Source organism: Flavobacterium fluviatile (assembly GCF_010645065.1).
Classification (GTDB): domain Bacteria; phylum Bacteroidota; class Bacteroidia; order Flavobacteriales; family Flavobacteriaceae; genus Flavobacterium; species Flavobacterium fluviatile.
In genome coordinates this window covers 523531-548679 of the sequence record NZ_JAADZW010000002.1, presented here as the reverse complement: position 1 = coordinate 548679, position 25149 = coordinate 523531, and the positions used below count along the sequence as shown (strand labels likewise).

Sequence of the window (25149 nt, the reverse complement as noted above, 5' to 3'; positions counted from 1 at the left end):
AATGCCTATTCAAAACTGGGGTATTGTTTTAAACCAATTTACCCTTATATTTGAAAAAAGGCTCCGATTATAAAAACCGAAGCCTAAACTTTTCAACTTACACACTTTTTGGGATAGTGTCAATTTAAGGAATAGGATAGTAAAAGATCTAATTAATTTGTGTTTTGATTCAGAATTTATTTTTTTACTTTACCTTACCTTTTAAATAAAAAGTATGAAATCCCTTGGAACTGTTGTCCGAAACAACAATAGACTTTGAAATTTTTCCTGACGAATTTTTTTCAGCAATAAATGTTACATTAATTTTAGCACTATGATACCTTTCAACAGAATCTTTTGTAAAACTTGTCATTGTACAACCACAACTAGTGCCAACTGTATCAATAATAAATTTTCTTTCTGAAATATTAGTAATGATAAATGAATGATTAACTGTATCGCCAATATTAATACTTCCAAAATCAAAGATATTTTTTTTTATTTCAACTTCAGAAAGTTTCAATTTTTCTATAGAATCGTCGGTTTTATTTTTGCAGCTGAGCAATGATAAACATAATAATAATAGTAGGTAAGACTTCATATTCAAATTTTAAATTTTACCCTTTCAATTAGGTAAAGTTGATTAATTTTATAAATTTAGGAAAAGACTCTGCAATCTCCATCGCAAGGTGAAGACCACATAAAACCACAATTAGCTCTAGGATCTCTACAGTCTGTATTTGCTGCGCATTTATCTCCGCCCCATTGACATGTAAAATAACCACCAGCAGCACAATTACAGCCACCTTCTGAATTTGCCTTAGAAGTTACAGACAATTTTTTCAAGTTAATGTCTTCTTGAGTTTTAGAAATTTTATAGAAAATCAACCCCATTTGATCATAGGTAAAAACTTTTTGAGCTTTTTTTAAAAACTTTGGAGCGTAAATATTTAGAAAATATTCTTTTTCATCATTTGGTTTATCAGCAAAAACATTTTTTGTGACTTTATTTTTTAATTCTTGAATTAATGCTTTTTGCTTACTATTTAAGCTTATTGTTTCGGATTTATAAAAACTACCATTATCTATCAAAGACTCTAATTTCTTTATCCATAATGTATATTTTTCTTCTTGGGTCAAAAGAGTATAGGCATTCCTTTGAACATCTTCTTTTTCCAATGCAAAAACTTTGTCTATTTTATAATCAGCTCTGCTATCTTTAGCTAATTCCTCATTTGCGACATCTTGTGAGCAACTCAATGTTAAGAACGTGATACATAAAACAAATAATTTTGTTATTATTTTTTTTTCATAATAAAGTGATTTTTAAGGTTATTTAAACAAATTTAAAAGAATTTTACTACATAAATCTAAATTAAATTTTCCAAGTTTTTTCTTAAGTTTTAATTATTACAGAATTATATATAAAGAGCATCTATTTATAATTTTAAATTAAAAAATCTGTTTTAAACACTTTTTTTAATATTGAATTTCTAAGTTTTATTAGATAACGATTAGTGAAATATCTTATAAAAATATATTTTTCTTGGTAAATTGTTATGAATTATTCTTTTTAAAAATAAGATTAGATTACACTATCTGAAAAATAAGAGATCGAAGTTTGATAATAAATATTTTTCTATTATGAGAAAAACAATAGAAAAATTCTATATTAGTTGTTTATTTAACATATCATATTAATAGTAATTAGAAGAAGATTCTTAAAAGATTTGAAACATTTTGAAATCTTTTAAATATATTTTTTTACGATGCAAATGCAATAATCAAATAATAATCCTCAATAATCTGGTTCGATAATTGAATGCTTCCCGCTACTAAGAAAAAAGCTTCAGAGAAATCTGGAGCTTTTTTCATTTATTAAACTTATTATCGAAAGCCCATTCATCAATTAGTCTTAATTCAACATAAAAAGCTTATTTAATAAAAGTGTATTGGATTTAGAAATTTATCACTACTTTAGCTATCTTCCTCGCCTTTAAATATTTGTATATTTATTTCTTAATAGAAAACAAACATAATCTTTTTGAGTTTAATGGTAATAAATGAGCAAAACAATCCACATTTAATTACTTTTATTGATACCGAAATTGAACCAACAAAAGGTAAAATTTTAGATATAGGGGCAATTAAGCAAGATGGCAATCATTTCCACAAGTCTTCATTATTAGATTTTATTGAGTTTCTCAAAGGCAGCGAATATATTTGTGGGCATAATATTTTAAATCATGATATAAAATACATCGAAAAAGCAGTTTTTGATGCCTGCATTAACCCTTTAAATATAATTGATACTTTATATCTCTCTCCACTATTATTCCCTACAAAGCCTTATCATGCTCTACTAAAAGATGATAAACTTCAGACTGAAGACACAAGCAACCCATTAAATGATTCCATAAAAGCGCGGGATTTATTTAATAGCGAAGTTGCAGCATTTTCGCAAATTGATAAAACGCTTAAAGAAATCTTCTGCCTTCTCTTAAATTCCACAAAGGAGTTTGGTGGATTTTTTAAGTTTATAAATTACAGGAATAGCAATACCGATACCGAAACTCTGGTTAGATTAAAGTTCCGTAACGAAATTTGTGAAGATGCAGACCTAACCAAAATAATAGCTGAACATCCTATCGAACTGGCGTATTGCCTGGCATTGATCAATTCATTTACAACCCATAAAACAGTTCACTCCATTACACCTCCATGGGTTCTTAAAAACTATCCTGAGGTGGACCGTATAATGCGATTATTACGGAGTAAACCCTGTATAACCGGTTGTAATTACTGTAATAATGCGCTTGATATTTACAAAGGATTAAAACGATTTTTTGGTTTCGATTCATACCGGACTTATGGTGGGGAGCCGCTGCAGGAAAAAGCGGTTAAGGCAGCTGTGAATAACAAGTCGGTACTGGCAGTTTTTCCAACAGGTGGAGGAAAATCAATTACATTTCAGGTTCCGGCCCTTATGAGTGCTGAAAATTCAAAAGGATTGACCATCGTAATTTCTCCGCTTCAGTCGTTAATGAAAGACCAGGTTGATAATCTCGAAAAGAATGGCATAACTGAAGCCGTTACCATCAACGGTCTATTAGATCCTATTGAAAGGGCCAAATCATTTGAACGGATTGAAGATGGTTCTGCTTCTATTTTATACATTTCCCCTGAATCACTACGGTCAAGAACTATTGAAAAGTTAATTTTAGGTAGAAAAGTTGCACGTTTTGTAATTGATGAAGCGCACTGCTTTTCCTCATGGGGGCAAGATTTCAGGGTGGACTATCTATACATTGGCGATTTTATAAAATTAATTCAGGAAAAGAAAAACCTTGAGGATAGCATACCAGTATCTTGTTTTACAGCAACAGCCAAACAAAAAGTAATTGAGGATATACAGGATTATTTTAGCGAAAAGTTATCGCTGGATCTTGAAGTTTTCACTTCAAAAGCGTCAAGGACTAATCTTCAGTACAAGGTATTTGAAAAGGAAAATGAGGAAGAAAAATATTCAACCGCCCGTGATTTAATTGAAGAAAAAAACTGCCCGGCAATTATCTACGTATCCCGGACCCGAAAAGCTTATCTGCTGGCTGAAAGGTTAGCAAATGATGGTTTTTGTGCAAAGCCCTACCATGGCAAAATGGATAAACAGGAAAAGACCGAGAATCAAAATTCTTTTTTAAATGGCGAAACACAAATTATGGTAGCGACCTCTGCCTTTGGTATGGGGGTTGACAAGAAAGATGTGGGCCTGGTCATTCATTACGAAATCTCAGATTCACTGGAAAACTATGTTCAGGAAGCAGGACGCGCAGGCAGGGATGAAAATATTTCAGCAGATTGCTTTGTACTTTTTAATGAAGAAGATCTTAGTAAACACTTTATCCTGCTGAACCAGACTAAACTTTCCATTAAGGAAATCCAGCAGGTATGGAAAGCGATAAAGGATATTACAAGATTCCGTTCTAAAGTATCCAATTCAGCATTAGAGATTGCTCGCAAAGCAGGTTGGGATGATAATGTAGCAGAAATAGAAACACGAGTAACTACCGCTATTGCTGCTCTTGAAGATGCCGGATATCTTAAACGAGGGCAGAATATGCCGAAGGTATTTGCTAACAGTATTTTATCTAAAAATGCCCAGGAAGCTATTGAAAAGATAAGCTCTTCTGAAAAGTTTGAAGAAAAGCAAAAAGAACAAGGAGTACGTATTATAAAAAAATTGTTTTCAAGTAAAAGCAGAAAGGAAAATAGCAATGAAACTGCTGAATCAAGGGTAGATTATATTAGTGATCATCTGGGCATCGTAAGAGAAGAGGTAATCAATGTAATAAACCTGTTACGCGAAGAAAATATTCTAGCCGATGCCAAGGATCTGACCGCATTTATAAAGAAAGCAGACAACAAAAACCGTTCACTTGCCATAGTTGAAGCATACAGCAAAATTGAAAACTTTTTACTGTCGGTTTTCAAAGAAGAAGAAAGTGTTTTTCATCTGAAAGAATTAAATGAGGAAGCTGAAAAAAATGGCTGTGAAGGTGTAAACACCAATAGACTTAAAACGATACTTAACTTTTGGTCTATTAAAAACTGGATTAAAAGGAAGAATACAGATTATTCTAAAAACTACATTGCTGTTCTATGCCTTCAAAGCAAAGAACAATTGAACGATAAACTTGAAAAACGTCATGAACTTGCAAAATTTATCGTTGAATTCTTTTATGACAAGACCATCACCGAAGCCATAAAAGATAGGGAGAATAAAGATGAGATTTTGGTGGAGTTTTCAGTACATGAACTAAAGGATGCTTATGATAATAGCTTCAGCCTTTTCAAAAAAGAAATAAGCATTGATGATATTGAAGATACTTTGTTTTACCTGTCCCGAATTGAAGCTGTAAAGATGGAAGGAGGCTTTCTTGTCGTATATAACCGCTTAACCATTGAGCGTACCGAACAAAATAATAAAAAGCAGTACACTAAAGACGATTATCAAAAGCTCAGCCAGTTTTACGAAAGCAAAGTCCAGCAAATACATATTGTAGGGGAATATGCCCAAAAAATGATTACCGATTACAGGAATGCGCTTCAGTTTGTTGAGGATTATTTCCAGCTGAATTATAGCTCATTTTTGAACAAATATTTTAAAGGCAGCAGACAAAATGAAATTAAGCGGAATATTACCCCGGCAAAATTCAGACAGCTGTTTGGAGAACTTTCGCCTACACAGCTGAAGATCATTAATGATAACGAAACACAGCATATAGTTGTCGCTGCCGGTCCGGGAAGCGGTAAAACAAAGGTTTTGGTCCATAAACTGGCTTCCCTACTGTTGATGGAGGATGTTAAACATGAGCAGCTATTAATGCTGACATTTTCAAGGGCTGCTGCTACCGAATTTAAAAAGCGTTTACTAAAGCTGATTGGCAATGCCGCAAACTTTATTGAGATCAAGACCTTTCATTCTTATTGTTTTGATCTTTTGGGCAAGGTTGGCAGTTTAGAAAAATCAACTGATATTTTAAATACGACTGTTGAGAGAATTAAAAATGGTGATGTTGAAACTAGTAAAATTACAAAGACCGTTTTAGTTATTGACGAAGCACAGGATATGAATTCAGACGAGTTCGCTCTTATTAATGCATTGATGGAGCAGAATGAAGAAATGAGGGTTATTGCTGTTGGAGATGATGACCAAAATATTTATGAATTTAGAGGCGCGAGTTCTAAATATCTGGAACAGTTCATTTATGACAACAAGGCCATAAAACATGAATTGGTTGAAAATTACCGTAGTAAAAGCAATCTGGTTACTTTCTCAAATCAATTTGTCCGGCAAATTCATCATCGGTTAAAAGAAACGCCGATTATTGCTAATCAAACTGATAATGGAAAAATCAAGATTGTCAGATATCAAAGCAATAATCTGATTACGCCTCTTGTAAATGATGTAACTAACACAGATCTTTCAGGAACTACGTGTGTACTCACAAAAACGAACGATGAGGCTATCAAAGTTGCCGGACTTCTTTTAAAGAACGGCATCAAAGCAAAACTGATACAATCTAATGACAGTTTCAGTTTGTATAATCTTGCTGAGGTTCGGTTTTTACTGGATAAAGTAGATTTGGGAGCTGATATTTATACAATCAGTGATGAAGTTTGGGACAATGCTAAACGCCAACTAACCGTCACTTTCTCTAAAAGTAATAAATTAGAGATTTGCCAAAACATTATCAGGGATTTTGAAACTACAAATCCTTACAAAAAGTACAAATCTGATTTAGAAACATTAATTCGGGAATCCAAACTGGAAGATTTTTATAACGAAAATGGTGAAACAGTTTTTGTATCTACCATTCATAAAGCTAAGGGAAAAGAATTTGATAACATCTTCTTATTACTGGAGAATTTTGATGAAACCGCAAATGAAACCAAACGACAATTATATGTGGCAATGACCAGGGCTAAACGCAATTTGAATATTCACCTGAATGCAGATTATTTAAATCATTTGACAGCAGAAAATCTTCAGCAAATAAATGATTTCAAAATCTATCCTGCACCAGATAAAATTGCTGTACATACTTCATTCAAAGATATTTGGCTAGATTATTTTATCAACAAACAGATTTTAGTTTCCCAACTGATGTGTGGAGAAGAATTGCGTTTTAATGGGGTTGAATGCTTAAATTCAAATGGGCAATCTGTATTAAAGTTCTCAAAACATTTCATTAAAAAGATGGAAGAAATGAAGTTAAAAAACTATGAATTAAAAAGTGTAAAAGTAAATTTCATATTGTACTGGTTTAAGGAAGAAACTTCGCAGGAAATCAAAATAATTTTACCTGAGCTTTATTTTGAAATTATTGATGACAAGTTAAAGTTAGATACTTATTAATAGGAAGAAATTGCCTTTCTCTACTATTTTATTACAGAGTAAAATCGGCAAAATTCAAAATCAGTTATTTATACAGAGATATTGTATCGCTTAAATTTTCTTTACTTATAAATGCAGTAATATACTCCTGAACTTCATTAGTTGTCTCAACCGGTGTTGCAAATGAATTGATATGAAATTCATCATCCTGATCGAGTATATGTATTATTTCTGTGTACCCTTTCGAAATTAAACTGCCTTTTAACCTAATGATATTCAACTGCTGCTGACCGTTTAATTCCTTACGAACCTTAAGTTTTATAGCTTTATCCATAGTAAATATTTTAAATTAATAGCTGGTTTGATTAAATCAAATATAATTATTTATTAAGTTAAAAACAATGACCGAATACGGCTATAAAACATTATTTATCAACATATTAAAAACCACAAAAAAAATCAGTATTTCCCATTTATCCTCAAAAATATTGCCCTGAAAAAGATTTTTTATCAAATAAGCACATTTACTTTTGAACAATTTTCATATTAAGGATTGGTAAGTTTTTTGTTACTTCATATTTCTGTGATTAGGTTGAAAAACACGAATTATAAACTTTTTTAAAATTGTTTTCGTGATTCATTCCATTCTTGAAAAGAAAAAACGCTTTACCCATATTATAAATATTCTTTTTAAGAGTAAAACAGATAAAAATAAATGAGGCAGGATAAATTATATTTTTATCCAGATAGTACATAAGTAGCTATAAATTATAGAACTATCAGTAATTTTTCTGTAATAATCCTGTGAATTCTTTAGAATAAATTTGTAGATATCAAAAGTCAAAAAAGACTAGAAAACAATAATTCTAAATTAACATATCATGGAAAATCAAAATAACAACGAATACGGTCAAACAGATCCGGATTATATTGATCAAAATACACCAGTGGATGGTAATGAGATTATAAATGAAAATCTTTTTCACAAGGATCTGAATAAAGAAAATAAAACAGAATTCGGTGAAAGTGATCCTGATTATATAGATCAAAATACCCTTGTTGACAATGATAATTATGCAAGAGATGAAGATCCGTATCAATACCAGGAAGAATTTATTGAAGATCTCAAACATCCTGAAAACGATTTTGAAACCAATAAAACAACATCTGAGAGCAAGGAAACGGTTCATGACAAAAATGATGATGCATCCAATACTGAAAAGGATAATGATCATGAGCCAGAAAAATAATAATTACTTTCTTTAAAAGATAATGAATGTGCCTAAAAAGACATACTACTACCCTATTTACTTTTAGGCATATTCATACGTTTTATTTGCTCAAAATTTTTTCTTTTCATAGCTCTTTAATCACCAAGGACATAGCTGCACATTTCTGGTTATGTAGAGCTTCAGGTATTGAAAAGTAATGCTGATAATTTGATCTCAAGAAAGTTTTTGGATTTCTGCAGACACTGATTGTTTGGTCAATTTTAAGTGATACAGCGGTTTCAAATCAATAACATTGGATCGCAATAATATCTGTGGCATTGCCTTAGCTATTCCTCTATAGATGTATCATTGTTAAAAAAAAAATCTCACAAACACTGCCAGGTTATTATCTTTAGTGTCCGGAAACAATATTTCAGAATTATAGTTTATAAATTGTTGGAATAAAACCTCATTAAATCCTGAAACACTTCTCTTAAATCCTTAAAAAAGAAACAATTTCAATCAAATAATCCCCTGAAGAATACAATTTTTTATAAGCTCTGCTGTATTTTTTGAATCAGATTTGGACAGTATATTATTTCGATGCTTCTTTACTGTTAAGGGACTGATGAAAAGTTTTTCAGCAATTTCAGCATTGCTCAAACCTTTCCCTATAAGTTTGATTATATCAATTTCTCTTTTAGAAAATTCTTTATTTTTATTATTTACTTCATCAAGACTTATATTCATAAAAGAAGGTTCTCCATTTAAACCAATAAGTGATATCTTATAGGTATTAAAATTGCTTAAATGATCAATTCGGGTATGAATATTTAATGATTTTCCGTATCCCCCGTTATCATCCATAGTCAGCATTAGTGCCTGATGATTGAATAAAACAAATTCCCCGGTTTTTATCCTGCATCTGTGACTGTAACTTATTTTATAGCTCAATAATTTTTCCCGACCGATATTTTGAGAAAAAAACCTGGTAAGAAATGCCTCAGCCTTTACTACAAAATCCAGATCATCCGGATGAATCGCCCCTAACACATCATTAAAAGTAAAAGTCTCCGGATCGAAGCCATGCATTTCAAATATGGAAGGACTTATATGTGACAGCGACATATCGAAAAAATCAATAATGTAAAAAGAGAATGGACCAGTGCTAATAATTGAATTAGTAAGATCATCAAACGATATTTTATTTGAGGATGTAGTTTTGGCTGTTCTGTTATTTAGCCAGACATCATGGAGATTTTGTATCTCTGAAACCATTTGCGCAATAATTAAAGTGTTAACAAATTTAACATAAAAAATGTTAAACCAATTTGTTTTTGAAAATTGGTTTTTTTTGAAAAACTTAAAAGTTTAACTGGATATCATTTTGATGTTAAGCAAAATGAATCCGAATTTTCTTCAAAAAATATGATTCTTTTTTTTGTAATCATTGATTTACCTAATGATTTTGATGTTTTTTTGTTAAAGTTATAACGATTTTTTTCAAGTAAAACCTCTCCTGATAGTCATAATAAGCTACTTCAAACCCCAACAAACATTATATTTTATGGATTTATAAAATATTAACATACTAATTATGATATTGGTATTTAATCTGTAATAAAAAAACACATATAAAAAAAAACAGGATAGAGCAGGATAGAATTAGCAACAGAACCAATTAGGTTTGACATATCAGTATTTACTAAAAAAAAGTTAAAAACCAATCAGACTTTCCATACTATAAATTAACCAAGAATGAAGAAAAAAATACACCAACTACTTGTCTTTTCATTTTTAATCCTGCTGTCAGGCTGCAGCAAGGACGCTTATGATGATTACTATGGCCGACCAGATACTTTAGAACCTCCAGTTTATCAGCAGCTGGAAGCTCGTGGTAATTTTAAAAATCTTCTGGTTTTAATAGAAAAAGCAGGATACAAGGATATCTTAGGGAAAGCAGGATATTGGACTATGATGGCTCCTAATGACGACGCATTCACTAAGTATTTTCAGGAACAAGGCATTACTGATGTAAATAAAATTGATGCTGAAACTGCCGGAAAAATTGTCAGATATGCGCTTATATATAATGCATTCCGAACAGAGCAGTTATCAGACTATCAATCTCAGACTGGCTGGGTGCTTGACAATGCTTTTAGAAGAAGAACAGCATATTATGACGGATTTCAAAACAAAACCATTAATGGGCAGCCAAAAGTGTTTGTGAGTTCTAACCGAAATGGAGGTTTTTATGCTATTGGGGATAATAACAATAAATACATCAGTTATTTTACCGATGAGTATTTTGCTGCAAAGGGATTGAGCGCAGCTGACTTTAATTATTTTTATCCCAATGCTGAATTTACCGGATTTAATGTTTTGGATTCTAAAGTTACCGAAGCAGACATTGTTGCTGAAAACGGAATTATCCACGAAATTGATAAAGTAATTCTTCCAACACCTACTTTGGAGCAATACTTAGAACAAAAACCACAATACAGTAAGTTTCGTGAATTACTGGAAAATTATGGTCTTGTCAGGTATGTTTTCAGTCAGGATGCCACCAATACCTATCGTAATTATACTGGTAAATCGGACAATGTTGATGTTAAGCTTTATGATCCGGTTTTGTCTTTTTCGCCAAATAATGAAAATTTTTTAAAACAGGCTGATAATGACGGACAAAGTGATTTATACACCATGATGGTCCCGGAAAACGAACCTTTAGAAGAATTTATTTCTAAAATTTTACTCAAAAATTACCCTTCTCTTAATGTGCTTCCGCTCTATATATTTCGCGATTTTATCAATGCACACATGGTTCCGAATGCTGTCTGGCCATCAAAAGGAACTGCTAACAGTAATGGCCTAAATGAAAATTTAAGATTTGACTTTAATAGTGATATTAAAGATGCTAAAATTCTGAGTAACGGATTCTTTTATGGTACGAATAAAGTTCAAAAATCGAATTTATTCTACAGCGTTTATACCTCAGCTTATTTAGATCCAAAATTCACTATGGCAACAAGAATAATGAATGATGGATCCGGACTAAAAGAAATGATTAGTAATATCAATACAAGATATACCTTGTTTTTGCCATCAGATGCTAAGCTTATGGAGATGGGCTTTGGATATAATGCTACTCTGTCGCAATGGACATATGTTAATCCCGCAATTGGAGGATCATCTGCCACAAGTGCTATAGCACGTGCGCGTCTATTGCGTATTTTGTATAATGGAATAGTACTCACTCCAAACGGAGAATTAAATGATTTATCGGGTTCAGGAATCATTCGTTCAGGAGACCTGGATCTTCCTGGTGAATACATCAAATGGAACAATAATAAATTATATGCTGCCGGAAATGAAGTAACAGGCGGTACACCTGTTGGAATCATTGGCCATGAAGACCAGCAAAACGGAAGAACTTATTATATTGATAACTTACTTCAATACAGTGAAGAGATGCAGGGACTAAAAATAAAACGCCTGGCTGAGGCTCCTAATTCTGAATACCTTGCATTTTTTGACTATCTTAAAAATTCTACTTTATATGATCCTGCTACAGGAAAAATCCAGGGAGTTGACTTAGGAACATCATACACATTTTTAATTCCTAATAATGCTGCAATTGCAAAAGCAAAAACCGCTGGGGTTTTGCCTCCATCAATCACACCATCTCTTCAAAATGAGAAAGAGAAGGTTGTTGACTTTATCCGTGCACACATTTTAGTAAACAGAACAGTTTCAGATGACGGATTAACAACCGGGGAGTTTGAAACGCTTAGAAAAGACAGCTTTGATGAAAAAATATATATACTGGTTCAGAGTACTCCCGGGACTTTGTCTTTCAGGGATTCGTATTTAAACTGGGCTCATTACATCCCGGCCCAAAGCAACAACCTAGCAGACAGATCCTTAATTCATTTAGTAGATAACTATCTTACATATCAACCATAAAATGAGACACAAAATTACAAATATACTTTACGGTTTTACTTTTGCCTTATTTCTACTGGCTGCTTTTCCAGCTTTGGCACAACAAGGAAATAAAACTTTTTTAGTTCGTGGTCAGGTTCTTGATGCAAGCGACAAACTAAGTATTCCAGGAGCAACTATTGCAGAACAAGACTCTGAAAATCGTACCGTTTCCGGTGCTATAACAGACATTGATGGAAATTTTGCTATTCGGGTTAAAGATCCAAACAACAAACTATTTATTTCCACAATAGGATATAAGTCTCAACGCATTGAAATTAAAGGCAGGGAATCCATCAAAATCCTGCTCGTTTCTACTGTAGAATCCCTTACAGAAGTAGTTGTTACCAATACAAAAAAATCTGACAACGGTTTAATGAAAATTGATGACAGAAACAGAACAACGAGTTCAGTTTCTATAAATGCCGCTGAATTAGCATATACACAAGCCCCAACTATTGATGAAGCCTTACAGGGACGTCTTGCAGGGGTTGATATTACCTCTACCAGTGGTGATCCGGGAGCAGGAATGCAAATCAGAATTAGAGGAACTTCTTCTATTTCAGGGTCTTCAGATCCTTTGATTGTAGTGGACGGAATGCCATATGAAACATCTGTACCTGATGATTTTAACTTTGGGACAGCAGATTCTGAAAGTTACTCTGCTTTATTAAACATCGCCCCTACAGATATTGAAAGCATCACTGTTTTGAAAGATGCTGCTGCTACTGCAATGTGGGGATCACGTGCCGCGAGTGGAGTTTTATTAATTACTACCAAACGTGGTGGAGTGAGTTCGCCTAAAATTGCTTATACGTATAAATCAACGATTGCTAAATTGCCTTCTACTATTCCAATGCTAAACGGTGATCAGTATTCTCAGTTGATTCCTGAAGAATTTATGAATAGAAACGGAGTACCGTTGAATACCTGGAATGTTAAAGAATTTCAATATGATCCTCTTGATGTTTACAATTTCAAAAATTATGGCCAAAACACAAACTGGGTAGATGCTATTTCACAAACTGGTATAACACATGAGCACAACCTTTCTTTGCAGGGAGGTGGAGAAAAAGCACGATATTTTAGCTCTGTTGGTTATTATACACAAAAAGGAGTAACTGTTGGAACTGGCCTGGACAGAGTAAATGCCAGACTGAATTTAGATTATATCGTTTCTGACCGTATTAAATTCAGAGCCGATATCGCTTATACGCATACAAATACCAAACGTAACTATGTTAATAGTTTTGATGATAAGGACGGTGATAAATTGCGCGGTGTTGCTTTCATTAAAATGCCAAACATGAGCATTTATGAATATGATGAAATGGGAAATCTTACGCCAAATTATTTTTCTCCGCCTTTTAATGTACAAGGTACTTATTCAGGAACTTATAATCCGTTAGCAATGGCTGAATTTGCTACTAATGATCAGATACAGGATCGTATAACTCCCCATTTTAATGTAAATGTAGATATCATACCTAAAATATTTATTTCGACTTTTGATTTACAATTTGATTATAAAAGCACAAAATCCAAAGCATTTTTGCCTCAAAATGCAACAGGACGCCCTTTCACCGAAACAGTTGTAAACAGAGCATCTGATGCCGATAGTGATGAGTCTAATATCGTAACCAAAACAAACTTTATCTGGACACCAAATATTGGAGAGAAACAAACTTTGCAAACTCTGCTATCATTGCAAACAAATGATTTCATGTACACTACGCATCGTGCAATGACTTCCAACACTGCTTCATCTGTTTTAACAGATCCATCAGTACCTTCCAGAACTCAAAATTCTGATTTATTTTTATACACCAGTAATGGTCAGGCCCGAAGTGTCGGAGCGTTAATAAGTACCCAATACGGTTTGCTGGACCGCTACATTATTAATGTAGGTGTCCGTGTAGATGGAAGTTCGAAATTTGGACCTGAAAACAGATATGGTTATTTTCCGTCAATATCAACTCGCTGGAGAGTTTCAGGAGAGGAATTCATGAGAAACGTAACATTCATTGATGATCTGAGTATCAGGGCTAGTTATGGAGAATCCGGAAGGGCTCCAAAAGCTGACTATACCTATTTTAATACCTATTCTAACTTTAGTACACAGTATTTAGGTCTAAATGGAGTAATTCCTTCTAACATAGAATTGAGTAATTTACGCTGGGAAACATTACAGGGAACAAACCTGGGTTTCAACCTGCAATTGTTTAAAAGCCGTGTTACTTTAGATGTCGATTTATACAAAAATGTTACTAAAGATCTTATCTTCGACAATCTTCAGTTAAGCAGTATTTCCGGATACAACAGCGTGGATCAAAACGTAGGAACCCTTCAAAATAAAGGATTTGAAATAGCACTTAATACTACCCCTTTAAAAACTAATAAGTGGAAAATCGATTTCAATTTCAATGTGGCAAGCAATGAGAATACTGTTACAGAAATTTCTGAATACTATCCAAGTGAGAGTGGAAATACAGACAGAAATGGAGAATATAAGCGTTTCCTTCAGGTTAATAATCCTTTTGGTTCTTTTTACGGATACCGCTTTAAAGGGGTTTACACAGATCTTAATGCTACCAAAGCTAAAGATGCTAACGGAAACACAATTATAGGACCTAATGGTCAGGAAGTATTTATGCGTTTCAACTACCCTATTACCAATTATGTATTCCAGCCAGGAGATGCTATTTATGAAGACATTAACCATGACGGAAATATCGACAGCCGTGATGTCGTTTATTTAGGAAACAGTAATCCTAAATTTTCCGGAGGTTTTGGTCCTACAGTAACTTTTAACAATCAGTTCAGGCTATTGCTTTATTTTACATACAGACTAGGTTATGAAGTTGTAAACGAAGCCGATATGAAGGCGACTAACATGTATGGATTTAGCAACCAAAGTACCGCCGTTTTATCCAGATGGCGCAACCCGGGTGATGTAACAGATATGCCAAGAGCAGTGTATGGAGCGGGTTATAACTGGCTGGGCTCTGACCGTTATGTTGAAGATGCTTCTTTTGCCCGTCTTCGTTCTGTTACTTTCAGTTACAATTTCAGCAAAAATCTGATCAAAAAGTTAAGACTTGGCGACTTAAGCTGTTATATAACGGCAGATAACTTAATAACATTTACTAACTATAGAGGTCAGGATCCGGAGGTAAATATGAAATCCGGAGATCCATTTGCTATCGCTGCTGATAAATCGAGTACTCCTCCAACAAAACGTGTTACGATAGGTGCTTCTGTTCGTTTCTAATACTAAAATCTGAATTATGCAAACTAAAATAAAAACAATTCTGGCCATCTTCACCCTGTTTATCGTAGTAACCTCTTGCGATGATTACTTAGATTTACGCCCTCAGGACGGAATTATTCGTGAAGAGTTTTGGAAAACTAAAGAAGACATTCAGGCCGCTGTTATCGGTATGTATTCTTCTTTGTTAAATTCGCCTCCAGGAGTCAGCGATTTACCAATGTCTCAATATTTATTTATGCATGGGGAATTAAGAGGTGATATGATTGCCGCAGGTCCAAACGCTTCTGAGGATCAAAGAGATATTATGAACTCGAATATCATGGCCTCTAACGATTTGACCAACTGGGCTATATTTTACAGAACCATCAATTATTGTAATACCATTATTGATCTTGCACCCGGTGTTAAAGAAAAAGATCCAACTCTGACTCAGACGCAGCTAAATAATTTTCTTTCGGAAGCTTTGGCTATAAGAGCGTATTTGTACTTTACACTGGCGCGTACTTTTAAAGATGTACCCTTAAAATTAACTGCAACGCTAACTGATAAAGATGATTTTCAATTGCCTGTATCTTCTCAAAAAGATGTATTTGACCAGGTAATCAAAGATCTTAAACTGGCAGAAGGGTACGCAGTACTTGATTATGGAGACAATGCATCCAATAAAGGGCGTATTACTGCTTATGCAATCAATGCAATGCTGACAGATGTTTATCTGTGGAATGATAATTTTCAGGAAGCTTTTGATGCAGCTGAAAAAGTAACTAAATCCGGTAAATTTGGTTTGCTTCCGGTTTTACACAATACCTGGTTTAATAATGTGTATGCCAAAGGAAATTCGGTAGAAAGTATCTTTGAGTTTCAATATACTACAACCAACTTAGGGCCATTTTACAATATCTTCTTTCAAAGACCGCAGTTTTTGGCTTCAGCTACAGTTTTAGAAGATGTTTATGGAGTTGATTTTGCTAATCCTGCTAATAAAGATATAAGGGGTGATCGTACATCTCTGGTTGCCGGAACCAATGAAATCTACAAATATACAGGTGAAAACAACGAAACCAGAAAAGAATTACAGGGCGCTGATACCCATTGGTTTGTATATCGCTATGCTGATGTACTATTAATGCAGGCTGAAGCTCTTGCTGAATTAAACAGAGGTCCTGAAGCTCTTGAAATTATTGAGTTTATCAGACTACAACGTGAAGCCATCGACATCACTTCCGAGTCTATTGATCCTAACATAAAAAGAGAAATTATAGACTATATATTAGCAGAGCGTTCACGTGAATTAGCATTTGAAGGAAAACGCTGGTTCGATATGCTTCGCAATGCCAGAAGAAATAATTACGAACGACTGGATATTTTAATTGACGGAGCTATTTTAAGTGCCCCTGCAGATCAGCAGCAATCCATTATTGCAAAACTAAAAGACTCTAATAGCCATTATTTGCCTATTAATACTTATGAGCTTTATACCAATAAAAAACTTGTGCAAAATCCATTTTATAAATAAAAAAACAAGACATGAAAAGACTATTAAGATTGCCTGACCTCTTGAGATTTACTTTAGTGTTTTTGATCGCTTTAGTGTTTCAAAATTGCACTGAGCAAAAAATTAAGGAAAGTACAGATGAAACTCTTAACATTACCGATTATTTAAGAGATACTGAAGAATATTCTATGTTTTTAGAAGTTCTTGAGCTTACAAATTATGCTTCATTTATGAATACTTATGGAACTTATACCTTATTTGTTCCTACTAATGATGCAGTGAAAGAATATTTGAAAGATGTAGGAGCCAATTCATTAAAAGATGTTCCGCTAGCAGATTTACAGAATATTGTTAAGCTTCACATCTTAAACCAAAAAATAAACACCACTGCTTTTACCGATGGAAAGATAGCTACACCGACCCTGTATGGTCAGTTTTTAGTAACAGGAGCAACAAATAAAAACGGAGCATCCAGTACAACAGTTAATAAAACAGCCAGCATCCTTAAGTCGAATGTTGAGGTAGGTAATGGTGTAATACATGTTATTGATAAAGTATTGCGTGTTGCTGATAAAACGCTGGCACAGACAATTGAGCAGGACGCAAATCTTTCTTTGTTTACTGAAGCTTTAAAAATAACAGGCTGGTATGATGTACTTAATAAACCTATCGATTATACAATAAATGATATAGAAAGCTATCTGACTGTTTTGGCTCAGGATAACAATGCATTTAAGGCAGCAGGCATTAATACTATTGACGAATTAAAAGCAAAATACAGTCATTTGCATGATCCGTTAAATCCGAAAGACAGTCTTAATTTATTTGTGAGTTACCGTATTTTACCAAAATTGCAATATCTGGCAGATGTCGCAATAACACCAGCTTTGGTTACTAAGGCCCCTCTTGAGGTTATCAGTGCAAAACTGGATAAGGATGTTATTCTATTAAACGAAGAAGTTTTTAATGGCGTATTAGAAAAAGGGGTGGCTATTGTTAGAGATAAAAGTGACGTAACCGCTTCAAATGGTGTACTCCATTTTGCAGCTGCTAATTTTGCAATCAAAAAACGTTTACCGGCTCCTGTATATTTTGATTTTTGTGATCAAAATGAATTCCGACAGTTAACTTCTGTCTTTAGAATACCCGGTGCAGCTCCTAAAACATCTTTAGCAAAAGCTTTATTTAAAGATGTTACCTGGGAAGACAATGACCCTATTACGTATTTCAAAGATGTGGCTAAAGGTGGTACAGTAGGTTTTGGCTGGCATGGAGACTGTCTTGAAATTAATCGCTTCAGAAATGGAAATTGTCAAAATATTACTTTCAACACCCCGGTAATTATTAAGGGAAAATACAAATTATGGATTTCTTACAGAGGTCAGGATTCAAAAGTTGGACTTGTAAAAGTGTTTGTCGATGGAGTAGAAATGTCAAGACAAATAAATATGCTGGAAAACGGAAATAAATTCTCCAGTATAGAAGCAAGAGTATTGGAATCACAGGGATACAAGCGACATGTTTACCCGCATACCACCAAAATGAATTGCAGATTAGTGGGTACTGTAGATATTACAACTACGGGAAGGCATAAGTTAACCTTACAATCTCAATCCTCATTCTCTGCTCAGGCCTGGTTTGACGTGGCTGAGTTTCGTCCTATAGATATGGATCAGTTGTATCCGCAATTTGAATCAGGAGGACCTGGCTTTTACACTCCGCCTACACCATAATTCAAGAGTTAAATCAAAAATCTAATTTCAAACTTAACTAAGTAAAAATGACTTTATCAAAATATAAAAAACTTCTTTTTGTCCTTCTCACCATAGGGCTGGCTTCTTGTTCCAGTCCGTGGGATGATAAAGAGGATAATGGTGATGCAAATTTAAATAAAACACTAAATGAAGCTATCAGCAGTACTTCTCAAACAACTGAATTTGGTAAATTATTAACCCAGACCGGATATGACAAAATATTGGCAGCCTCTAAAACCTATACTGTTTTTGCCCCAACAAACGAGGCTATAAAGGCAGTTAGTACCACTATATTAAATAACCCTGAAGCACTTAAAAAATTTGTTGAAAACCATATTGCACTGACTTCTTATTCATCTGTGAGAAATACTGATGAGGAAAGAATCAAAATGATGAGTGAAAAATATCTAACCTTTAAAGGAAGTACAATAATCGGTGATGCTACTATAGTTACAGCAGATCGCTATGCAGCCAATGGCGTTTTTCATATTGTGAATAAGGCATTAGCTCCAAAACAGAATATTTGGGAATATGTTAATTCACAGGCAGGTATTTCGGAGATGAGTAATTATTTACTGAGTTTAAAAGAATTTAGTATTTACAATAGTGATGCTATTGCAAAACTTGAGGCTACTCCTGGATTTCTCGCAGATTCCTTATCAAATTCATTTCTAAAAAATGTTTACAATCTTAACAACGAGAAAAATTCTTACACCCTTTTCTTAATGGAGAATGATGGTTTTGATGCTGAAGTAACCAAGATGATACCTTATCTGAATAAGCCATCTGTAGATTCGACTGCTATTTATTCGAAATATTTCACAGTAAGGGACATGGCTTTTCCAAAAGCTTATACAAAAGATGAACTGCCTGAAAAATTAACTTCAAGATTTGGTGTTGAATTCGATGTTGACAAGACACAAATTGTTGGCGAGCCAATTGTATTGAGCAACGGGATTGTTTATATCATGAAAAAAGTAGAAGTTAAAATAGAAAAACGTTTGGTTGCTACCATAATTCAGGGTGAAAACAACAGCGGATATTGGGGAGTCAGAAGCAGAATGCTTTATCGTGATAAAAAAGGACCAATTAGTACACTTTACCCAGATGGTCTTTACAACGACCTTATGGTAGAACTTCCTAATCTGGCTAAGTTTACTATATTTTATGGTGTGAATGATATCTTCAGTACCAAATACAAAATATACTGGAGAGCAATAAACGACAAAACAGCGAATATCTTTGAACAACAATTGGCTATTGGAGGATTAGTCAACCCCAATGCTACCGGATTTCCTGTTGAAAATATAACAAAAACTTTCCCTATAGTTGTAGTGCCTCTTAATAACTATGAAGAAGTAGAAATAGGAGAATTTGAATATACCAATGCAGGCTATAGTGGTTTGATTTCGCTGATAGGAGGCACTAAAGCTACCAGTGCCCTTACTCTTGATTATCTAAAATTTGTTCCTGTCCCTAAAAATTAATATTTTATACAAAATTAATTATGTTAAAAATTATAAAACTAACCTGCCTTGTAAGCCTCTTTTTTGCCGGGAGTCTTGAAGCACAATTATACGCCCAGGAAACTCAGGACTCAACTGCAACAGCTCCTCAGAAAAAAGTACAGGGTATTTTAGTGCAGGGTGTCGTTAAAAACGCAAAAACAAAGGCGCCTCTATCAGGAATTAATATCACTGTAGAAGGATTTTCGGCAGCCATTACTGAAGATGACGGTACTTTTGAAATTGGTGTACCTAACCTGGAGGCACTTCTTACTGTTAGTGGACAGGACTTCCAAACCAAAGTGTATGCTGTTAAAAACAGAAAATCAGGTTTAGAGATATTCTTAAATGAAACCAACTACTCTCCTGCTTATCAAATTGCGAATCTGCCATCCGGAAATGTGATGCAGTATAATAATACGAATGCAGCTAATGTAGTTGATTTCGAAAAAGACCAATGGTCCAGTTCTGTAACCGAATCTGTTGCCGGATTTCTTCAGGGCAGAGCAGCTGGATTAACCAGTGTCAGAAATTCCGGCGCCCCCAACGCCGGAAGTTATCTGACCTTAAGAGGTTTTAATTCTTTATATGCAAGCAACAGACCTCTAATTGTTGTAGACGGAATGATTTATGATGATGAAGACTACGGTTCCGGAATCATACAAAACAACCACTCTTCTCCTCTAACGAATATTGATGTTAAAGATATTGAAGATGTAACTGTTATTAAAGATGGTACTTCACTATACGGTACAAAAGGAGCGAATGGAGTAATAAACATTACAACCACCAGAGCCACCGAGTTATCAACCAAAATTGATTTCACCATGTACGGAGGGGTTAATCAAACTCCGGATCAATTGCCACTGCTGGTTGCAGATGCATACCGTACTCATATTTCTCAGTTAGAATCTAGCCGTGGTTTAACACAACAGCAAGTTGCCGATTTGCCCTACATGAATGACATGGTTGGTTCTCCGGGATATTACAAATATCACAATCAGACCAATTGGCAGGATCAGGTTTTTAATACCAGTTATAATCAAAATTATTTCCTTAAAGTACGTGGAGGTGATGATATTGCAAAATTTGGTTTGTCTGTTGGTTATCTGGACAGCCAGGGAATTATTAAGGGTACCGATTCAAAACGTTATAGTGTCCGTTTAAATGCAGCTCTGAAGTTAACCGAAAAATTAACTGTAGATGCCAATCTTTCTTTTATTGACAACCAGCAAAATCAATGGAACCAAGGATTTGCTTATAAAACAAGTCCATTATATTTAGCCCTGACAAAATCTCCTTTCTTAACGTATTACGATGTTAGTGATGCCGGAGAAACCTCTCCTAATTTTGCAGATACAGACTACTTTGATGTAAGTAATCCAAATGCAATTTTTTCAAATGGATTTGCCAGGAATAACAATTACCGCTTTTTTGGTAATTTGAAATTCAACTATGCTTTAAACAAAGCCTGGAACATTACCTCAATAGTTGGTTTAAGTTTCAATAAAGAAAGAGAATCATTTTTCCTTCCGGATTATGGAGTTGCAGATCTTATTTTGCCTACCGCTATTGGTAAAAATCAGTCAGGAAGTGAAGTTCAGATTTATAATGGTCTTTACACGGATACTTTTGCCAGTTATATGAAAAACTTTTATAATGACCACAATCTGGATGTTCGTTTCGGATTCAGGTCTCAAAGCAATAAAACAGAAAGTGATTTAGGTTTAGGATATAATTCTTCAACTGACGATTTTACAAGTGTTGGAGCAGGTTCTAATTTGTTGCGTCAGGTAGGAGGTGCATTAGGAGAATGGAACTGGATGAATATATATGCTAATGGAAACTATAACTTCCGAAATAAATATTTTCTGACGGCAGGTTATTCTGTAGACGGATCAAGCCGTTTTGGAGACGATGCTTCAACCGGAAAAAGTAAATATGCCCTGATGACCTCAATATCAGGTGGCTGGTTAGTTTCTTCTGAAAATTTCATGAAGGATATAAAAGACATCGATTACCTTAAACTTAGAGTTGGTTTCGGTACTAGCGGAAACGATGACATTGGAAATTATACCGCTCAAACGTATTATGTTTCTCAAAATTTACTTGGAATGCAGGGCTTGGTCCGCGGCAATATTGGAAATCCTGATTTACAATGGGAAACGGTTTCAAAAAAGAATTTGGGAATGGATTTAGGTTTGTTTAAAGAACGTGTTAATATTTCTGTCGATTACTACATGAATAAAACATCTAACATGATTACCTACGAAACAATCAGTGCTGAAACCGGATTTGATTATGTAGTATCCAATGGTGGTGCAATGCGTACCATTGGAACAGAACTTTCTTTGAATGCCCGTGTTATCAATACTCCGGATTTTATTTTTGACTTTGGATTTAATGTAAGCCAATATCAAAATAAAGTACAAAGCCTGCCAAGTGGTGATATCCTAACCCAATTTGGAGGAGCAACATACTTAACTTCTGTAGGCCAGGATGCCAACTTATTCTACGGGTTAAACAGTAACGGCGTATACAGTACAACTGCAGAAGCCAATGCAGATGGATTATCAAGACGTTTAACAAATGGCAGCTTAGTTCCTTTTAGCGGTGGAGACATGCGTTTTACAGACACCAATGGAGATGAAGTTATTGATGATAATGACCGTGTAGTGATTGGTAATCCAAATCCGGATGTAATGGGTAGTTTTAGTACAAATTTCACTTACAAAAGATTCAGCCTGCAAACTTTGTTTAATTTCTCAGTAGGTAATGATCTTTACAATGGTGTGCGTTACAATCTTGAAAAAATGAGCGGATACGAAAATCAAAGCATAGCTGTTGCAAACCGATGGAGAGCCGAAGGACAGCAAACTGACATGCCAAAAGCAACCTGGGGAGACCCAATGGGCAACGCAGAATTTTCAGACAGATGGATTGAAGATGGTTCTTACTTAAGATTAAAAACCCTGGTATTAGGATATAATATTCCGATGAATGACAGTAAGGCTATCAAATATATTAAACTGTATGCTACAGCAAACAATCTGTTGACTTTCACCAAATATCTTGGATACGATCCTGAATTTAGTGCTACTTCATCTATTTTTGGTCAGGGAGCAGATATTGGTTTGACTCCTCAGTTTACAAACTATCAACTTGGATTACGCTTAGGCTTTTAAAATTATTTTACAACATAGAGAACAGACCAATGACAACAACAATAAGAACAAAAACAAAGAAATCTGCCAAAGCCTTGTTATGGATGTCAGTGCTATTGCTTAGCCTAAGCTCTTGTGAGGAATACCTTGATGTAGAACCACAGGATAAAGTTGCTGAAGAACAAATGTATCGTAATGTATATGATGCCGATGCCGCAGTTATAGGGATCTACGGGAAATTTATGAGCCTTGCAAAGAAATATGTTATCCTAAATGAAATGCGTGCAGATTTGATGACAACAACAAACAATTCTGACCCTTATTTAAAAGAACTTTCAGAACAAAATGTATCTGCACAAAATCCATATGTAAATCCTAAAGACTTCTATCTGGTTATTCAAAACTGTAATGATGCACTTAAAAACTTCGATATTATGGTTGCAGAAAAGAAATTTACGCAATCACAATATGAACAGCGTTATGCAGATGTTGCCTGTATCCGCTCCTGGATTTATTTACAATTAGGAATTCAATACGGTACTGTTCCTTACATCACCGAACCTATTGCAAACATAGAAGATGTTAAGAATATTAATAAGTTTCCAAGACTTTCTTTTAATCAGCTTATTGATGAACTGGTTACATTTACTGAAGGATTAACATATAAAAAAATATATGCCTCAGGCAGCAGTTTATTAGTAACTGTCGATGGTTATAATACAGAGAAGTTTTTTATCAATAAAGAATGTTTATTAGGTGATTTACAGCTATGGAAAGGAAATTATCTGCAGGCAGCTTCACATTATAAAAATGTAATGGAAACCGGAACCCCGGCAAATGATGTTGACATGTACAGAATAAAATTTGCTGAAGTAATAACAAATAATGACCTGGCAGTCGGTTATTTAAGATATTATGAACAGGATGCTACAACATTAGTAGATAATAACACTCAGGGATGGAGATCAATCTTTGGAAGAGACAGAGATGTATTATGGAACACAGAATGGATCTGGTCATTGCCTTTTGACAGTGACTTCGCACCAAAAAATCCATTCATTGAAATTTTTTCAAAAACAGGCGGAAAATATTTAGCGAAACCTTCACAACGGGCAATTGCACTTTGGAAAAGCAACACGCAAAGCAATGGTTTCCCTTATGATGCTCGTGGACAAAAATTTACATATAAAGAAGTTGGTGGAGAACCCGTAATTATGAAATATATTTATAAATATGAAAATGCCGCTAATACATTCAAGACTGACGGTGACTGGTTTTTATACCGTGCTGCCAAATTGCATTTGCGTTATGCAGAAGCCGCCAACAGAGACAATCAACACAGAATTGCTGATGCCCTTTTAAATTTTGGGATACAAGAGGCCTATACTCCCGCAGGATACAATAATTCTACAGGAGATGCAACAAATATTAAGCAAACCAAAAAACCGTTCCCTTATGATTTTGATGCCCGTCAGGGTGATTTCCCAAGTTTTAGAGCAATCTGGCATCGTGGAGGAGGTATTCGTGGCCGTGCCCGACTTCAAAGAGCTCAGGTTGTTGGAGACAGTTTAACTTCTATCGAAAATAATATCATTGACGAAGCGGCTTTAGAATTAGCGTATGAAGGAAACCGCTGGGAAGACCTGGTACGTATTTCTTTACGTCGAAATGATCCATCTTTCCTCGCCGAAAAGGTTTATCAAAAACTGCACGGAGAAGGAAATAGCAAAGCAGACGAAGTACGTTCTAAACTAATGAATGTCAACAATTGGTATTTGCCTTTCAATTGGTAAAACTTTAGAAATAAAAGGTAACAGTTCCGCAACCTCTAATAAAAAAAACCTTAGTAGTAAAGAATTACGACTAAGGTTTTTCGTTTTTTTAGGAG

13 protein-coding genes are annotated in these 25149 nt (G+C 34.4%); 9 read left to right on the top strand and 4 right to left on the bottom strand.

What is annotated here, in order from left to right; all coding sequences use genetic code 11:
* Positions 1-184: 184 nt before the first annotated feature.
* Positions 185-580: a DUF1573 domain-containing protein gene (locus GXM17_RS05760; protein WP_163398327.1), complete on the bottom strand. Its 396-nt coding sequence runs from the start codon at positions 578-580 to the stop codon at positions 185-187.
* Between the two features lie 56 nt (positions 581-636).
* Entirely contained in the window at positions 637-1239 is a 603-nt protein-coding gene (locus tag GXM17_RS05755; protein ID WP_163398326.1) for a bacteriocin fulvocin C-related protein, read from the bottom strand.
* Between the two features lie 793 nt (positions 1240-2032).
* Between GXM17_RS05755 and GXM17_RS05750 the strand changes: the two genes are divergently transcribed.
* The gene (locus GXM17_RS05750; RefSeq protein ID WP_163398346.1) at positions 2033-6898 is read left to right on the top strand and encodes a RecQ family ATP-dependent DNA helicase; all 4866 of its coding nucleotides are present in this window, start codon (positions 2033-2035) and stop codon (positions 6896-6898) included.
* Positions 6899-6962: 64 nt separating this feature from the next.
* Here the strand turns inward: GXM17_RS05750 and GXM17_RS05745 are convergent, their stop codons facing one another.
* Positions 6963-7211 (bottom strand): hypothetical protein, encoded by a 249-nt coding sequence (locus tag GXM17_RS05745; protein ID WP_163398325.1) that lies wholly within the window; start codon positions 7209-7211, stop codon positions 6963-6965.
* Between the two features lie 547 nt (positions 7212-7758).
* Here GXM17_RS05745 and GXM17_RS05740 point away from each other — a divergent pair.
* Entirely contained in the window at positions 7759-8127 is a 369-nt protein-coding gene (locus GXM17_RS05740) for a hypothetical protein (protein ID WP_163398324.1), read from the top strand.
* 483 nt (positions 8128-8610) lie between these two features.
* Here the strand turns inward: GXM17_RS05740 and GXM17_RS05735 are convergent, their stop codons facing one another.
* Positions 8611-9366 carry a LuxR C-terminal-related transcriptional regulator gene (locus GXM17_RS05735; RefSeq protein ID WP_163398323.1) on the bottom strand — a complete coding sequence of 252 codons (756 nt, stop codon included), beginning with the start codon at positions 9364-9366 and terminating at the stop codon, positions 8611-8613.
* A gap of 480 nt (positions 9367-9846) precedes the next feature.
* Here GXM17_RS05735 and GXM17_RS05730 point away from each other — a divergent pair, with 480 nt between their 5' ends.
* The 7 genes from GXM17_RS05730 to GXM17_RS05700 are packed head-to-tail and all read left to right on the top strand — an operon-like array spanning position 9847 to position 25054.
* Entirely contained in the window at positions 9847-12054 is a 2208-nt protein-coding gene (locus GXM17_RS05730; RefSeq protein ID WP_163398322.1) for a fasciclin domain-containing protein, read from the top strand.
* Between the two features lies 1 nt (position 12055).
* A complete protein-coding gene (locus GXM17_RS05725; protein WP_163398321.1) occupies positions 12056-15343 on the top strand; it encodes a SusC/RagA family TonB-linked outer membrane protein in 3288 nt (1095 codons plus the stop codon).
* 16 nt (positions 15344-15359) lie between these two features.
* Positions 15360-16859 carry a RagB/SusD family nutrient uptake outer membrane protein gene (locus tag GXM17_RS05720; RefSeq protein ID WP_163398320.1) on the top strand — a complete coding sequence of 500 codons (1500 nt, stop codon included), beginning with the start codon at positions 15360-15362 and terminating at the stop codon, positions 16857-16859.
* Between the two features lie 11 nt (positions 16860-16870).
* A complete protein-coding gene (locus tag GXM17_RS05715; RefSeq protein WP_163398319.1) occupies positions 16871-18571 on the top strand; it encodes a fasciclin domain-containing protein in 1701 nt (566 codons plus the stop codon).
* A 47-nt stretch (positions 18572-18618) separates the two neighbouring features.
* Positions 18619-20079: a fasciclin domain-containing protein gene (locus GXM17_RS05710; protein ID WP_163398318.1), complete on the top strand. Its 1461-nt coding sequence runs from the start codon at positions 18619-18621 to the stop codon at positions 20077-20079.
* 20 nt (positions 20080-20099) lie between these two features.
* Positions 20100-23282: a SusC/RagA family TonB-linked outer membrane protein gene (locus tag GXM17_RS05705; RefSeq protein ID WP_163398317.1), complete on the top strand. Its 3183-nt coding sequence runs from the start codon at positions 20100-20102 to the stop codon at positions 23280-23282.
* 29 nt (positions 23283-23311) lie between these two features.
* Entirely contained in the window at positions 23312-25054 is a 1743-nt protein-coding gene (locus GXM17_RS05700) for a RagB/SusD family nutrient uptake outer membrane protein (RefSeq protein WP_208796418.1), read from the top strand.
* The last annotated feature ends 95 nt before the right edge of the window (positions 25055-25149 follow it).